The organism is Pseudomonas sp. MEJ108 (genome assembly GCF_030208985.1).
Classification (GTDB): domain Bacteria; phylum Pseudomonadota; class Gammaproteobacteria; order Pseudomonadales; family Pseudomonadaceae; genus Aquipseudomonas; species Aquipseudomonas fragariae.
In genome coordinates this window covers 215,132-229,195 of sequence record NZ_JARVSW010000013.1, presented here as the reverse complement: position 1 = coordinate 229,195, position 14,064 = coordinate 215,132, and the positions used below count along the sequence as shown (strand labels likewise).

14 protein-coding genes are annotated in these 14,064 nt (G+C 57.9%); 13 read left to right on the top strand and 1 reads right to left on the bottom strand.

The genetic code is table 11. The annotated features are described in order from the left end of the window. Positions 1 to 43 precede the first annotated feature (43 nt). Positions 44 to 826, bottom strand: a complete 783-nt coding sequence (gene map / locus QRN50_RS07385; protein ID WP_003391089.1) for a type I methionyl aminopeptidase — start codon at positions 824 to 826, stop codon at positions 44 to 46. Positions 827 to 1,139: 313 nt separating this feature from the next. Here map and rpsB point away from each other — a divergent pair, with 313 nt between their 5' ends. The 13 genes from rpsB (at position 1,140) to lpxA (ending at position 14,064) form a co-directional block, all read left to right on the top strand. Beyond that, positions 1,140 to 1,883, top strand: a complete 744-nt coding sequence (rpsB, locus tag QRN50_RS07380) for a 30S ribosomal protein S2 (protein WP_003314293.1) — start codon at positions 1,140 to 1,142, stop codon at positions 1,881 to 1,883. A gap of 190 nt (positions 1,884 to 2,073) precedes the next feature. Continuing rightward, positions 2,074 to 2,937, top strand: coding sequence for a translation elongation factor Ts (tsf, locus tag QRN50_RS07375; protein ID WP_096126438.1), 864 nt, complete (start codon positions 2,074 to 2,076; stop codon positions 2,935 to 2,937). 205 nt (positions 2,938 to 3,142) lie between these two features. Continuing rightward, a complete protein-coding gene (pyrH, locus tag QRN50_RS07370) occupies positions 3,143 to 3,883 on the top strand; it encodes a UMP kinase (RefSeq protein WP_003339591.1) in 741 nt (246 codons plus the stop codon). Continuing rightward, complete coding sequence (gene frr, locus QRN50_RS07365; RefSeq protein ID WP_004657953.1) at positions 3,883 to 4,440, top strand: ribosome recycling factor; 558 nt, start codon at positions 3,883 to 3,885, stop codon at positions 4,438 to 4,440. Before pyrH ends, frr begins: the two co-directional genes overlap by 1 nt. 16 nt (positions 4,441 to 4,456) lie before the next feature. Continuing rightward, complete coding sequence (gene uppS / locus QRN50_RS07360; RefSeq protein ID WP_003314296.1) at positions 4,457 to 5,212, top strand: polyprenyl diphosphate synthase; 756 nt, start codon at positions 4,457 to 4,459, stop codon at positions 5,210 to 5,212. Then, complete coding sequence (locus QRN50_RS07355) at positions 5,212 to 6,027, top strand: phosphatidate cytidylyltransferase (RefSeq protein WP_003415535.1); 816 nt, start codon at positions 5,212 to 5,214, stop codon at positions 6,025 to 6,027. Before uppS ends, QRN50_RS07355 begins: the two co-directional genes overlap by 1 nt. Beyond that, complete coding sequence (gene ispC, locus QRN50_RS07350; RefSeq protein ID WP_004406255.1) at positions 6,024 to 7,214, top strand: 1-deoxy-D-xylulose-5-phosphate reductoisomerase; 1,191 nt, start codon at positions 6,024 to 6,026, stop codon at positions 7,212 to 7,214. The genes QRN50_RS07355 and ispC overlap by 4 nt, the downstream gene beginning before the upstream one ends. Before the next feature lie 117 nt (positions 7,215 to 7,331). After that, positions 7,332 to 8,684: a sigma E protease regulator RseP gene (gene rseP / locus QRN50_RS07345; protein WP_004406254.1), complete on the top strand. Its 1,353-nt coding sequence runs from the start codon at positions 7,332 to 7,334 to the stop codon at positions 8,682 to 8,684. A gap of 74 nt (positions 8,685 to 8,758) precedes the next feature. Continuing rightward, entirely contained in the window at positions 8,759 to 11,134 is a 2,376-nt protein-coding gene (gene bamA, locus QRN50_RS07340; protein WP_011266976.1) for an outer membrane protein assembly factor BamA, read from the top strand. 45 nt (positions 11,135 to 11,179) lie between these two features. Further along, positions 11,180 to 11,683, top strand: coding sequence for an OmpH/Skp family outer membrane protein (locus QRN50_RS07335; protein ID WP_003314303.1), 504 nt, complete (start codon positions 11,180 to 11,182; stop codon positions 11,681 to 11,683). 2 nt (positions 11,684 to 11,685) lie between these two features. Next, on the top strand, positions 11,686 to 12,741 hold the full coding sequence (gene lpxD, locus QRN50_RS07330) for a UDP-3-O-(3-hydroxymyristoyl)glucosamine N-acyltransferase (RefSeq protein ID WP_011266978.1): 1,056 nt from the start codon (positions 11,686 to 11,688) through the stop codon (positions 12,739 to 12,741). 109 nt (positions 12,742 to 12,850) lie between these two features. Continuing rightward, positions 12,851 to 13,291 (top strand): 3-hydroxyacyl-ACP dehydratase FabZ, encoded by a 441-nt coding sequence (gene fabZ, locus QRN50_RS07325; protein WP_002554719.1) that lies wholly within the window; start codon positions 12,851 to 12,853, stop codon positions 13,289 to 13,291. Further along, complete coding sequence (gene lpxA / locus QRN50_RS07320; RefSeq protein ID WP_003314305.1) at positions 13,288 to 14,064, top strand: acyl-ACP--UDP-N-acetylglucosamine O-acyltransferase; 777 nt, start codon at positions 13,288 to 13,290, stop codon at positions 14,062 to 14,064. The genes fabZ and lpxA overlap by 4 nt, the downstream gene beginning before the upstream one ends.

Genomic DNA, 14,064 nt, shown 5'->3' with positions numbered 1-14,064 from the left:
GCTGTGCAGGTGGCGGGCGGGCGTTCAGCCGGGCATGATCGGGTCAGGGAGCCTTTTGGGCAATGGTGTCATCGCTGCGCAAGGTGAAGATTTCGTAACCGTCAGCGGTCACCAGCAGCGTGTGCTCCCATTGCGCCGAGAGCTTGCGGTCCTTGGTGATCGCCGTCCAGCCATCGCCGAGAATCTTGGTTTCAGGGCGACCCTGGTTGATCATCGGTTCGATGGTGAAGGTCATGCCTTCCTGCAACTCGATACCGGTTCCGGCCTCGCCAAAGTGCATCACCTGCGGCTCTTCATGAAACACCTTGCCGATGCCATGGCCGCAGAACTCGCGAACCACGGAGAAGCCGTTCTTTTCAGCGTGTTTCTGGATGACGGCACCGATGTCACCCAGGCGAGTGCCGGGTTTGACGATTTCGATGGCCTTGTACAGGCACTCCTGAGTCACCTTCGACAGGCGCTCGGCCCATACCGGAACGGTGCCGACATGGAACATCCTGCTGGTGTCGCCATGGTAGCCGTCCTTGATGACGGTAACGTCGATGTTCAGCGAGTCACCGTCCTTCAGCTTCTTGTCGCTCGGGATACCGTGGCAGACCACCTGGTTGATCGAGGTGCAGATCGATTTGGGAAAGCCCTTGTAGTTCAGCGGGGCCGGGATCGCCTTCTGTTCGTTGACAATATAGTCATGGCAAAGGCGGTCCAGCTCTTCGGTGGTCACACCGGGCTTGACGTGCGGCGCTATCATTTCCAGAACATCGGCGGCCAGGCGACCGGCGATGCGCATCTTCTCGATGTCTTCCGGGGTTTTGAGGGTGATGGTCATACGAATTCTCTCGGCGTGGCAGGCACGCGGTGGGTGCGCAAAGGCGCAATTCTATCAGACCACCGGTGCCGGGTAATCATCGCTTCCTTCTATAGGCCGTCCATGCAACTGCAAAGTCACCGCAAAACAAGCACTTGATGGGAGTTCCGTTCTCTTCCCTTTTATGATATAAAATGCGCCGCTTTCCAAGGTCCGTCCTTGAAGCACAAACCCACACACGTGTCGACACGATGACCTGGGTGCCCTTGGCAGATGCCATTGGTTGGTCATTGGGATACGTGGAGGCCTAACCCGACTTATCAAGGAACTATTTATGTCCCAAGTCAATATGCGCGATATGCTGAAGGCTGGTTGCCACTTCGGCCACCAGACCCGTTACTGGAATCCGAAAATGGGTAAATACATTTTCGGCGCGCGTAACAAGATTCACATCATCAACCTTGAAAAAACCCTGCCTATGTTCAACGAAGCGCTGACTTTCGTTGAGCGCCTGGCTTCGGGCAAAAACAAGATTCTGTTCGTCGGCACCAAGCGTTCCGCTGGCAAGATAGTTGCTGAAGAAGCAGCACGTTGCGGTTCGCCGTACGTCGACCATCGCTGGTTGGGCGGCATGCTGACCAACTTCAAGACCATCCGTCAGTCGATCAAGCGTCTGCGCGAGCTGGAAGTACAGGCTGAAGACGGTACTTTCGCCAAGCTGACCAAGAAAGAAGCCCTGATGCGTACCCGTGATCTGGAAAAACTGGATCGCAGCCTGGGTGGTATCAAGGACATGGGCGGTCTGCCGGACGCTCTGTTCGTTATCGACGTTGATCACGAGCGCATCGCGATCACCGAAGCCAACAAGCTGGGCATCCCGGTTATCGGCGTCGTCGATACCAACAGCAGCCCGGAAGGCGTTGACTACATCATCCCTGGCAACGATGACGCAATCCGCGCCATCCAGCTGTACATGGGTTCGATGGCTGATGCTGTTATCCGTGGTCGTAACAATGTTGCTGGCGGCACCGACGTCTTTGTCGAAGAAGCTCCAGCTGCAGCTGCTGTAGAAGGCTGAGTACAAACGCCTGGCGTTTACTCAGTACGCGAAAAGGGGGCTTAGCCCCCTTTTTGCCACCTAGGAAATGATTTGTCGGTCTGTAGCCATGACCTTGCTGTCATGTGTTGCTGCCACCCTGATTTTTCAAGAATTGCACGCCCGGCCTGTCGGGTGGAATGGTTGAAGACCTATCCAAGAGGATTTTGAAATGGCAGAGATTACTGCAGCGTTGGTCAAAGAACTGCGCGAGCGTACCGGCGAAGGCATGATGGATTGCAAAAAGGCCTTGACCAAGGCTGGCGGCGACATCGAAAAAGCAATCGACGACATGCGTGCTTCCGGCGCCATCAAGGCCGCCAAGAAAGCAGGCAACGTGGCTGCTGAAGGCGCTATCGCCATCAAGGGCGACGGCAAGGCTGCTGTCATCATCGAAGTCAACTCGCAGACCGACTTCCTGGCCCTGCAGGACGACTTCAAGGCTTTCGTTGCTGCAAGCGTCGAAAAAGCCTTCGCTGACAAGCTGACTGATGTCGCTCCGTTGATCGAAGCTCAGGAAGCTGCACGTCTGGTACTGGTCGGCAAGGTTGGCGAAAACGTCAACATCCGTCGCTTGAAGCGTATCGAAGGTGACGTCGTAGGTACTTACCTGCACGGCAACAAGATCGGCGTGGTTGTTACCCTTAAGGGTGGCGACGTCGAACTGGCCAAGGATATCGCCATGCACGTCGCGGCAAGCAACCCCGAGTTCCTGTTCCCTTCGGAAGTTTCTGCCGAAGCGATCGAGCGCGAGAAGAATGTCTTCCTGCAACTGAACGAAGACAAGATCAAAGGCAAGCCAGCTGAAATCGTTGAAAAAATGGTTGGCGGTCGTATCACCAAGTTCCTGGCAGAAGCCAGTCTGGTCGAGCAAGCCTTCGTCAAGAACCCGGAAGTCAAGGTCGGTGATCTGGCCAAGAAAGCCGGCGCTGAAATCGTTTCCTTCACCTACTTCAAAGTAGGCGACGGCATCGAGAAGCCAGTTGATAACTTCGCTGACGAAGTGGCTGCTCAACTGGCTGCCGCCAAGCAGTAAGACGGTTTTTCTACTGTCGCCCCAAAGAGGCTGCCCGCTCACGCGTGCGGCCTCTTTGTCGAAAGGGAAAAGGAAATTTTCCTTGGAGATTGTGCTCACAAGGCTGCATTCTCCCGACGCGCGCAAAGCGTCAAGCTAAAGTAAGCGCAGGCTTGAAATAGCCCGCACAGATTTTTTTCAGAAAACGCCGCAGGAGAGATTCGCAATGGCTCAGCAGGGCAGTGGTTATCAGGCTCGCTATAAACGCATTCTACTCAAGCTTAGCGGTGAGGCCCTCATGGGCTCGGAAGAGTTCGGCATCGACCCGAAGGTGCTGGATCGCATGGCGCTGGAAGTCGGCCAGCTGGTCGGTATCGGCGTTCAGGTCGGTCTGGTGATTGGCGGCGGCAACCTGTTCCGTGGCGCGGCCTTGAGTGCTGCGGGCATGGATCGGGTGACAGGCGATCACATGGGCATGCTGGCCACTGTGATGAACGCCCTGGCAATGCGCGATGCGCTGGAGCGCGCTAATATCACTGCCATCGTGATGTCGGCCATTTCCATGGTGGGTGTGACCGATCATTATGATCGCCGTAAGGCCATGCGCCATCTCAGCGCCAAGGAAGTGGTGATTTTTGCCGCCGGCACCGGTAATCCGTTCTTTACCACCGACTCGGCTGCCTGCCTGCGCGCGATCGAGATCGACGCCGATGTAGTGCTCAAGGCCACCAAGGTGGATGGTGTGTACACCGCAGATCCGTTCAAGGACCCGAATGCCGAGAAGTTCGATCATCTGACCTACGATGAAGTGCTGGATCGCAAGCTGGGTGTGATGGATCTGACCGCAATCTGCCTGTGTCGCGATCACAAGATGCCATTGCGCGTCTTCAACATGAACAAGCCGGGTGCCCTTCTGAATATCGTCCATGGTGGCGCTGAAGGGACCCTGATCGAGGAAGCACAATAATGATCAACGAAATCAAGAAAGATGCTCAGACCCGTATGCAGAAGAGTCTGGAGTCGCTGACCCATGCCTTCACCCGTATCCGTACCGGCAAGGCGCATCCGAGCATCCTGGGTGGTGTGATGGTTCCTTACTACGGCGCCGATACCCCGCTGAGCCAGGTGGCCAACGTGACCGTCAAGGACTCGCGTACCCTTCAGGTCGTGGCGTTCGAGCGCAACATGCTCGCTGCTGTCGACAAGGCCATCCAGAGCTCCGGTCTGGGCTTCAATCCGACCAACCTGGGTGAGTTGCTGCTGATCTCCATGCCGGCGCTGACCGAAGAAACCCGTAAGGGCTTCACCAAGCAGGCGCGCGATGCTGCAGAAGATGCCCGTGTGGCCGTCCGTAACATCCGCCGTGACGCCTTGAGCCAGTTGAAAGACCTGGTCAAGGAGAAGGAAATCAGCGAAGACGAAGAGCGTCGTGCGGCTGACGACGTACAGAAGCTGACTGACAAGTTCGTGGCGGAAATCGAAGTTGCGGTCAAGCAGAAAGAAGCCGATCTGATGGCTGTTTAAGGTTTCGGACGCTTTCATGGAAAAGATAAAACCGGCCGTGCCGTCTTCGGTGCCGCGCCATGTTGCGATTATCATGGATGGTAATAATCGCTGGGCCAAGAAGCGCCTGCTGCCAGGCGTTGCAGGCCATAAGGCCGGCGTCGATGCCGTGCGGGCCGTTATCGAGGTCTGCGCCGAAGCGCGGGTCGAAGTGCTGACACTGTTCGCGTTCTCCAGTGAAAACTGGCAGCGCCCGGCCGAAGAGGTGGGTGCGTTGATGGAGCTGTTTTTTACGGCGCTGCGCCGTGAAACCAAGCGCCTGAACGAAAACGAGATCAGCCTGCGAATTATCGGCGACCGCTCACGCTTTCATCCTGAGCTTCAGGCTGCCATGCGCGAGGCGGAAGTGCGCACCTCCGGCAACAGCCGTTTCGTGCTGCAGATCGCTGCCAACTACGGTGGGCAGTGGGACATCGCGCAGGCTGCCCAGCGGCTGGCGCGTGAGGTTCAGGCCGGGCACTTGCAGCCGGAGGACATTACTCCTCAGTTGTTGCAGACCTGCCTGGCCACCGGCGACCTGCCGTTGCCGGATCTGTGCATCCGCACCGGCGGCGAACACCGCATCAGCAATTTTCTGCTTTGGCAGCTGGCCTACGCCGAGCTGTACTTCTCCGACCTGTTCTGGCCGGACTTCAAACACGATGCCATGCGCGCCGCGCTGGCAGATTTCGCTTCTCGCCAACGTCGCTTCGGTAAAACCAGCGAACAGGTAGAAGCTGGAGCCCGGGCTTAATGCTGAAACAACGGATCATCACGGCACTCATTCTGTTGCCGATCGCCTTGTGCGGGTTTTTCCTGCTGACCGGCATGTACTTCGCCCTGTTCATCGGGGTCGTCGTCGTTCTGGGTGCCTGGGAATGGGCGCGGCTCGCAGGTTTTGCCGCGCAGTCGATGCGTATCGGCTATGCGGCTGTGGTCGCTGTTCTGCTTTTCCTCATGTACCTGCTGCCAGGGCTGGAGCCCTGGGTGCTGGTTGCTGCCGTCATCTGGTGGGGTGTGGCGACCTTTCTGGTCCTTACCTATCCGGACTCCAGCAGTCACTGGGCAAGTGCAGCGTGCAAGCTGGTCATCGGCCTTCTGATTCTGCTGCCTGCATGGCAGGGTCTGGTCCTGATCAAGCAGTGGCCACTGGGTAACTGGTTGATTCTGTCGGTGATGGTGCTGGTCTGGGCCGCCGACATCGGCGCTTATTTTTCCGGCAAGGCTTTTGGCAAGCGCAAGCTGGCGCCCAAGGTGAGCCCTGGCAAGAGCTGGGAGGGCGTATACGGCGGTCTGGTGGTCAGTCTGGGCATCACCGCAGCAGTAGGTTTTTCCCGCGACTGGACGGTTGCGCAGTTCATCGCGGCGCTCTTTGGTGCGGCGGTGATCGTATTCATCTCGGTGATTGGCGACCTGACCGAAAGCATGTTCAAGCGCCAGTCCGGGGTCAAGGACAGCAGCAATCTGCTGCCTGGACACGGCGGGGTACTGGACCGCATCGACAGCCTGACGGCGGCCATTCCGGTATTTGCCGTTCTGCTCTGGGCCGCTGACTGGGGTGTCATGTGAGTGGTCCGCAACAAATCACCATTCTGGGCGCAACCGGTTCCATAGGGCTGAGCACTCTGGATGTGGTCGCCCGTCATCCAGCGCTTTATCAAGTGTTCGCGCTCACCGGTTACAGTCGTCTGGATGAATTGCTGGCCTTGTGCATCAGGCACACACCGCAGTACGCCGTAGTGCCGGATCAGGTGGTCGCTCGCAAGCTGCAGGATGACCTGGCAGCGGCCGGGCTCGATACCCGGGTGCTGGTCGGCGAGGGCGGTCTGTGCGAAGTGGCCGCAGACCCTCGGGTCGATGCAGTCATGGCCGCCATTGTCGGGGCTGCCGGCTTGCGCCCGACGCTGGCTGCGGTAGAGGCAGGCAAGAAGGTATTGCTGGCCAACAAGGAAGCGCTGGTCATGTCCGGCGCCCTGTTCATGCAGGCTGTTCGGCAAAATGGCGCTGTGCTGTTGCCGATCGACAGCGAGCACAATGCGATCTTCCAGTGCCTGCCCGGCGATTTCGCTCGCGGGCTGGGTGCCGTTGGCGTCCGGCGGATCATGTTGACTGCCTCGGGCGGGCCGTTTCGCGAAACGCCGCTGGAGCAGTTGCAGAATGTCACGCCTGAGCAGGCCTGTGCCCATCCGGTCTGGTCGATGGGGCGCAAGATCTCCGTCGATTCGGCAACCATGATGAACAAGGGGCTTGAGCTGATCGAAGCCTGCTGGCTGTTCGATGCGCGGCCGGATCAGGTCGAGGTGGTCATTCACCCGCAAAGCGTGATTCACTCGCTGGTCGATTATGTCGATGGCTCGGTGCTGGCTCAATTGGGCAATCCCGACATGCGTACGCCCATCGCCAATGCATTGGCATGGCCTGCGCGTGTAGACTCTGGCGTTGCGCCACTCGACCTGTTTCGTATCGGCCAGCTTGATTTTCAGGCGCCGGACGAGGAGCGATTCCCCTGTCTGCGGCTGGCCCGACAGGCGGCAGAGGCTGGAGGCAGTGCACCTGCCATGCTCAACGCGGCCAATGAAGTGGCCGTCGCGGCATTCCTCGATGGGCGTATCCGCTACCTGGAAATCGCCGGTATTATCGAAGAGGTTCTGGATCATGAGCCTGTCACCGCGGTCGAAGGGCTCGAAGCGGTGTTCGCCGCCGATGCAAAGGCGCGTTTGCTGGCGGGCCAATGGCTTGAAAGACACGGGCGATAGTGATCTGACAACCCGTCAGGATGTGAGTGAAAGGGTTGATGTGGCGCGTCAACGGCGGGCCTGGAGGCCTGCAATGATTAACACACTGGCCGACCAGTCGGTACCCGGAGAAGGCTGATGAGCGCTTTATACATGATTCTCGGCACCCTGATTGCTCTGGGTGTGCTGGTGACCTTCCACGAATTCGGCCACTTCTGGGTGGCGCGCCGCTGTGGCGTCAAGGTGCTGCGTTTCTCGGTAGGCTTCGGCACGCCTCTGCTGCGCTGGCATGATCGGCAGGGCACCGAGTACGTCGTCGCTGCCATTCCTCTGGGCGGCTATGTGAAGATGCTCGACGAGCGCGAAGGCAATGTTCCGCCCGAACTCGCTGACCAGTCGTTCAACCGCAAGACAGTAGGGCAGCGCATCGCGATCGTGATTGCCGGCCCGACTGCCAATTTCATCCTGGCTATCGCATTTTTCTGGGTGCTGGCGATGATGGGCAGCGAGCAGGTGCGCCCCGTTATCGGCGCAGTCGAGTCCGGAAGCATCGCCCAGCAGGCTGGCCTGACGGCCGGACAGGAAATCGTCGCTGTCGATGGCGAGCCTACTTCGGGTTGGGCCGGGGTCAATCTGCAACTGGTCCGCCGTCTGGGTGAAAGCGGTACCATCGCGTTGAAAGTCAGGGACCAGGGTTCTACGGTCGACACGTCTCGTCAGTTGGTACTGAGTGACTGGCTGAGAGGCGCAGAAGAGCCTGATCCGATCAAGTCGCTGGGTATTCGCCCTTGGCGTCCGGCGCTGTTGCCGGTGCTGGCGGAAATCGATCCGAAAGGTCCGGCGCAGAGCGCAGGGCTCAAAACGGGTGATCGTCTCGTTGCGATGGACGGTCAGCCGCTCGATGAGTGGCAACAGGTTGTCGATCGGGTGCGCGAGCGTCCCGAAGCGAAGATTTCGCTGCGCATCGAGCGCGACGGGGTGCAAATGGACGTGCCGGTGACCCTCGCGGCCAAGGGCGAGGGCAAGGCTGCCGCGGGTTACCTGGGGGCTGGTGTGAAAGCTGTCGATTGGCCACCGGAAATGCTGCGCGAGGTCAGCTACGGGCCTTTCGCGGCGATGGCCGAGGGTGTGAAGCGCACCTGGAACATGAGTGTGCTGACCCTGGACTCGCTGAAGAAAATGTTGTTCGGCGAGCTCTCGGTAAAAAACTTGAGTGGACCGATAACCATTGCTAAAGTGGCGGGCGCTTCGGCCCAGTCGGGCATCGGAGATTTTCTGAACTTCCTCGCTTATCTGAGTATTAGCTTGGGTGTTCTGAATCTGCTGCCCATTCCCGTCCTGGACGGGGGGCATTTGCTGTTTTATCTGATCGAGTGGGCGCGTGGTCGTCCCCTTTCGGAAAAGGTTCAAGGTTGGGGGGCGCAGATCGGTATCAGTCTGGTAGTGGGCGTAATGTTGCTCGCGCTGGTCAACGATCTGGGCCGACTGTAAAGCGTTGCCGAGTTGCGAATCTGCCGCATTTTGCGGCAGTTTGTTTATTGCCAGTTGGAATAAGAAAGGACTTCATGAAACGTCTGCTGCTAACTGCGGTTCTTTCCGCACTGATGATCGCTGAAGTTCACGCCGAGTCCTTCACCATCTCCGATATCCGTGTCAACGGCCTGCAGCGGGTTTCCGCCGGCAGTGTCTTTGGCGCACTGCCGCTGAACGTAGGCGAGCAGGCGGACGATGGTCGTTTGGTCGATGCTACCCGTTCGCTGTTTAAAACCGGTTTCTTTCAAGATATCCAGCTGGGTCGCGACGGCAACGTGCTCGTCATCAACGTCGTCGAGCGCCCTTCGGTTGCGAGTATCGAAATCGAGGGTAACAAGGCCATTTCCACCGAGGACCTGATGAAGGGGCTGAAACAGTCCGGTCTGGCCGAAGGTGAGATTTTCCAGCGTGCCACCCTCGAAGGCGTGCGTAACGAGCTGCAACGTCAATACGTTGCCCAGGGCCGTTACTCTGCCGAGGTTGACGCCGAGGTTGTTCCTCAGCCGCGCAACCGCGTAGGCCTGAAGATCAACATCAATGAAGGCACCGTAGCCTCCATTCAGCACATCAACGTGGTGGGTAACAAGGTCTTCTCCGACGAAGACCTGACCGACCTGTTCGAGCTCAAGACCAGCAACTGGCTGTCGTTCTTCAAGAATGACGACAAGTACGCCCGTGAAAAGCTGTCGGGTGACCTTGAGCGCCTGCGTTCGTACTACCTCGATCGCGGCTATATCAACATGGATATCGCCTCGACCCAGGTGTCGATCACGCCCGACAAGAAGAACGTGTACATCACCGTCAACATCAATGAAGGCGAGAAGTACAGCGTCAAGTCGGTCAAGCTCAGCGGTGACCTGAAGGTCCCTGAAGATCAGGTCAAATCCCTGTTGCTGGTGCAGCCGGGCCAGGTGTTCTCGCGCAAGGTCATGACCACGACGTCCGAACTGATCACCCGCCGTCTGGGTAACGAAGGCTATACCTTCGCCAACGTCAACGGCGTGCCGACACCGAACAACGAAGACCACACGGTCGATATCACCTTCGTCGTCGACCCGGGCAAGCGTGCCTACGTCAACCGTATCAACTACCGCGGCAACACCAAGTCGGAAGACGAAGTGCTGCGTCGCGAAATGCGCCAGATGGAAGGCGGCTGGGCATCGACCTACCTGATCGACCAGTCGAAAACCCGTCTGGACCGTCTTGGCTTCTTCAAGGAAGTCAACGTCGAAACGCCACCTGTTCCTGGCACCGACGATCAGGTCGATGTGAACTACGCCGTTGAAGAGCAGGCGTCCGGTTCGATCACCGCCAGTGTCGGCTTTGCGCAAAGTGCCGGTCTGATCCTTGGTGGTTCGATCAGCCAGAACAACTTCCTGGGTACCGGTAACAAGGTCAGCATCGGCCTGACCCGCAGCGAATACCAGAGCCGTTACAACTTCAGCTACGTCGATCCGTACTACACGCCGGACGGTGTCAGCCTGGGTTACAGCGCGTTCTACCGCACCACCAACTACGATGACCTTGACGTTGATGTTGCAAGCTATGCGGTTGACAGCCTGGGTGCCGGTATCAACCTTGGCTACCCGATCAGCGAGACCTCGCGCCTGACCTACGGTCTGACCGTGCAGCAGGACGAGATCAAGACCGGCAAGTACACCGTTGACGAGATTTTCGACTTCGTCGAGAAGGAAGGCGACAAGTACCTGAACTTCAAGGGCTCGGTTGGCTGGTCTGAATCGACTCTGAACAAGGGTGTTCTGGCGACCCGTGGTCACTCGCAAAGCCTGGTGTTCGAATCCACCTTGCCGGGTAGCGACCTGTCGTTCTTCAAGCTGGATTACCGTGCCCAGTACTTCCACCCGATCACTGATAACTACACTCTGCGCCTGCACACCGAGCTGGGTTATGGCGACGGCTATGGTTCGACCTCGGGTCTGCCGTTCTACGAGAACTACTACGCCGGTGGCTTCAACTCGGTACGTGGCTTCAAGGACAGCACCCTTGGTCCGCGCAGTACGCCAAGTAATGGCTCCAAGCCGGGCACATTGGCGGACCCGGATCAGGATCCACTGCCGTTCGGCGGTAACGCTCTGGTTCAGGGTGGCGTAGAAGTCATGTTCCCGCTGCCATTCGTCAAGGATCAGCGCTCCTTGCGGACGTCTGTTTTCTGGGACGTGGGTAATGTCTTCGATACCAAGTGCGACTCGACCAGAACAAGCGCGTCAGGCAAGAAAGTCGAATGCAACGACATCGACCTTTCCGGCATGGCCAGCTCGGTGGGTATCGGCGTCACCTGGATCACTGCGCTCGGTCCTTTGAGCTTTGCTCTGGCGATGCCGATCAAGAAGCCGGATGACGAAGCAGAAACTCAGGTCTTCCAATTCTCCCTGGGTCAGACCTTCTAAGCGTCTGGTCTTTGATAACGCAACGAATTTTGTAGGAGTTGTATTGTGCGTAAGTTGACTCAACTGGTAATGCTGGCCACCGTACTGGTCGCCAGCCCTGCATTTGCCGACATGAAAATTGCGGTACTGAACTATCAGATGGCCCTGCTGGAATCGGACGCTGCCAAGCGTTACGCAGTGGACGCCGAGAAGAAGTTCGGCCCGCAACTGACCAAGCTGAAAAGCCTGGAAAGCAGCGCCAAGGGTATTCAGGATCGTCTGGTCAGCGGTGGCGACAAGATGGCTCAGCCTGAGCGCGAGCGTCTGGAGCTTGAGTTCAAGCAAAAGGCCCGTGATTTCCAGTTCCAGTCCAAGGAACTGAACGAAGCCAAGGCCGTTGCTGACCGCGAAATGCTCAAGCAGTTGAAGCCGAAGCTGGATCAGGCTGTAGAAGAAGTCATCAAGAAAGGTGGTTTCGACCTGGTCTTCGAGCGCGGTGCGGTGATCGACGTCAAGCCACAGTATGACGTGACTCGCCAGGTCATCGAGCGCATGAACCAGCTGAAGTAACCATGAGCATAACCATCAAGCTCGGCCAGTTGGCCGAGTTCCTTGGTGCCACGTTACGTGGCGACAAGGATATCGAAATCACCGGGCTGGCCACTTTGCAAGAGGCCGGCCCTGGTCAAGTCAGTTTCCTGGCAAATCCCAAGTACCGTAAATTGCTGGTCGATACCCAGGCCACTGCCGTGCTGCTCAAACCTGCAGACGCCGACGGTTACGCCGGTAATGCGCTGGTGGTTCCTGATACTTATCTGGCCTACGCACGCATTTCGCATTTTTTCGATCCCAAGCCTAAAAGTAGCGCAGGCGTTCATCCGACGGCAGTGATTGCCGCAGATGCACTGATTGATCCTGCTGCCAGCATTGGCGCTTTTGCTGTGATCGAGAGCGGTGTGCGCATTGCAGCAGGTGTCACCATCGGTGCTCACTGCTTCATCGGCGCTCGCTGCGAGATCGGTGAAGGCGGCTGGCTGGCCCCGCGGGTAACGCTTTACCACGATGTGCGCATTGGCAAGCGCGTGGTCATCCAGTCGGGTGCTGTGCTGGGTGGCGAAGGCTTTGGCTTTGCCCAGGATAAAGGTATCTACCACAAGGTTGCACAGATCGGTGGCGTCACCCTCGGTGATGACGTCGAGGTTGGCGTCAATACGGCGATCGATCGCGGTGCACTGGCTGACACGCGCATCGGCAATGGCGTGAAACTGGATAACCAGATTCAGATTGCTCACAACGTTCAGATTGGCGACCACACGGCGATGGCTGCGTGTGTCGGCATTTCCGGAAGCACCAAAATCGGCAAGCATTGCATGCTGGCTGGAGGTGTCGGTCTGGTGGGGCATATCGAGATTTGCGATGGCGTTTTCATCACCGGCATGACGATGGTGACGCATTCCATCACCGAGCCGGGTTCGTACTCGTCCGGTACGGCCATGCAGCCGGCCGCCGAGTGGCGCAAGAGTGCAGCTCGTCTGCGCAAGATCGATGATATGGCGCGACGTCTGCAAAAGCTTGAAAAGGCCATAGAGACGGTGACCTGCGCTGATAATCGCTCATCTGATGGCTGATACCTTTTTAATATCAAGCGTGCTCAGTCGATAAACTGCCTCCTTGATGTAGAGGGGTGCTGCGCAGTCGCGACGCACTCCTAATCTTTACTACAGGCTTCCCCTCGAAATGATGGACATCAAAGAAATTCGCGAATACCTGCCTCATCGTTACCCGTTCCTGCTGGTGGATCGCGTGACCGAGCTGGATATCGAGAACAAGAACATTCGCGCCTACAAGAATGTCAGCGTCAATGAGCCTTTTTTCAACGGTCACTTCCCTGAGCATCCCATCATGCCGGGCGTGCTGATCATCGAAGCGATGGCGCAGGCTGCAGGTATCCTCGCGTTCAAGATGCTCGACTCCAAGCCGTCGGACGGCACGCTCTATTATTTCGTCGGTTCGGACAAACTGCGTTTTCGTCAGCCGGTTCTGCCGGGCGACCAACTGGTTCTCGAGGCGAAATTCCTGAGCAGCAAACGTCAGATCTGGAAGTTCGAATGCAAGGCTACCGTTGATGGCAAGGCAGTCTGCTCTGCCGAAATCATCTGTGCGGAACGCAAACTATGAGTTTGATTGACCCTCGCGCAATCATCGATCCGACGGCCGTTCTGGCCGACAATGTTGAGGTCGGCCCCTGGTCGATCATCGGACCCGGTGTGGAAATTGGCGAGGGTACAGTCGTCGGTCCTCACGTTGTCCTCAAGGGGCCAACCAGAATCGGCAAGCACAACCGCATCTACCAGTTTTCATCGGTGGGTGAGGACACGCCTGATCTGAAATACAAGGGCGAGGAAACCCGTCTTGTCATTGGTGATCACAACGTGATCCGCGAAGGCGTGACCATTCACCGCGGGACCGTCCAGGACCGTGCCGAAACCACGCTGGGCGATCACAACCTGATCATGGCCTATGCCCATATCGGGCATGACAGCGTGATCGGCAACCACGTGATTCTGGTCAACAATACTGCCCTGGCAGGCCACGTTCACGTGGATGACTGGGCGATCCTGTCCGGCTTTACCCTGGTCCATCAGTTCTGCCACATCGGTGCGCACAGCTTCTCCGGCATGGGCACTGCGATCGGCAAGGATGTACCTGCGTTCGTCACAGTCTTTGGCAACCCGGCCGAGGCGCGCAGCATGAACTTCGAGGGCATGCGCCGTCGGGGTTTCTCCGAAGAAGCCATTCATGCGCTGCGCAGAGCCTACAAGACGGTTTATCGTCAGGGTCTGACCATCGGCCAGGCGCTGGCCGATCTGGCAGAGCCTGCGGCGCAGTTTCCTGAAGTGGCCGTATTTCTTCAGTCCATTCAGACGTCGACCCGCGGCATCATTCGCTAA

Excerpts from the sequence above, each read along its gene's own strand:
- map (WP_003391089.1), bottom strand. The coding sequence starts at position 826 with ATGACCATCACCCTCAAAACCCCGGAAGACATCGAGAAGATGCGCATC.
- rpsB (WP_003314293.1), top strand. The coding sequence starts at position 1,140 with ATGTCCCAAGTCAATATGCGCGATATGCTGAAGGCTGGTTGCCACTTC.
- tsf (WP_096126438.1), top strand. The coding sequence starts at position 2,074 with ATGGCAGAGATTACTGCAGCGTTGGTCAAAGAACTGCGCGAGCGTACC.
- pyrH (WP_003339591.1), top strand. The coding sequence starts at position 3,143 with ATGGCTCAGCAGGGCAGTGGTTATCAGGCTCGCTATAAACGCATTCTA.
- frr (WP_004657953.1), top strand. The coding sequence starts at position 3,883 with ATGATCAACGAAATCAAGAAAGATGCTCAGACCCGTATGCAGAAGAGT.
- uppS (WP_003314296.1), top strand. The coding sequence starts at position 4,457 with ATGGAAAAGATAAAACCGGCCGTGCCGTCTTCGGTGCCGCGCCATGTT.
- QRN50_RS07355 (WP_003415535.1), top strand. The coding sequence starts at position 5,212 with ATGCTGAAACAACGGATCATCACGGCACTCATTCTGTTGCCGATCGCC.
- rseP (WP_004406254.1), top strand. The coding sequence starts at position 7,332 with ATGAGCGCTTTATACATGATTCTCGGCACCCTGATTGCTCTGGGTGTG.
- bamA (WP_011266976.1), top strand. The coding sequence starts at position 8,759 with ATGAAACGTCTGCTGCTAACTGCGGTTCTTTCCGCACTGATGATCGCT.
- lpxD (WP_011266978.1), top strand. The coding sequence starts at position 11,686 with ATGAGCATAACCATCAAGCTCGGCCAGTTGGCCGAGTTCCTTGGTGCC.
- fabZ (WP_002554719.1), top strand. The coding sequence starts at position 12,851 with ATGATGGACATCAAAGAAATTCGCGAATACCTGCCTCATCGTTACCCG.
- lpxA (WP_003314305.1), top strand. The coding sequence starts at position 13,288 with ATGAGTTTGATTGACCCTCGCGCAATCATCGATCCGACGGCCGTTCTG.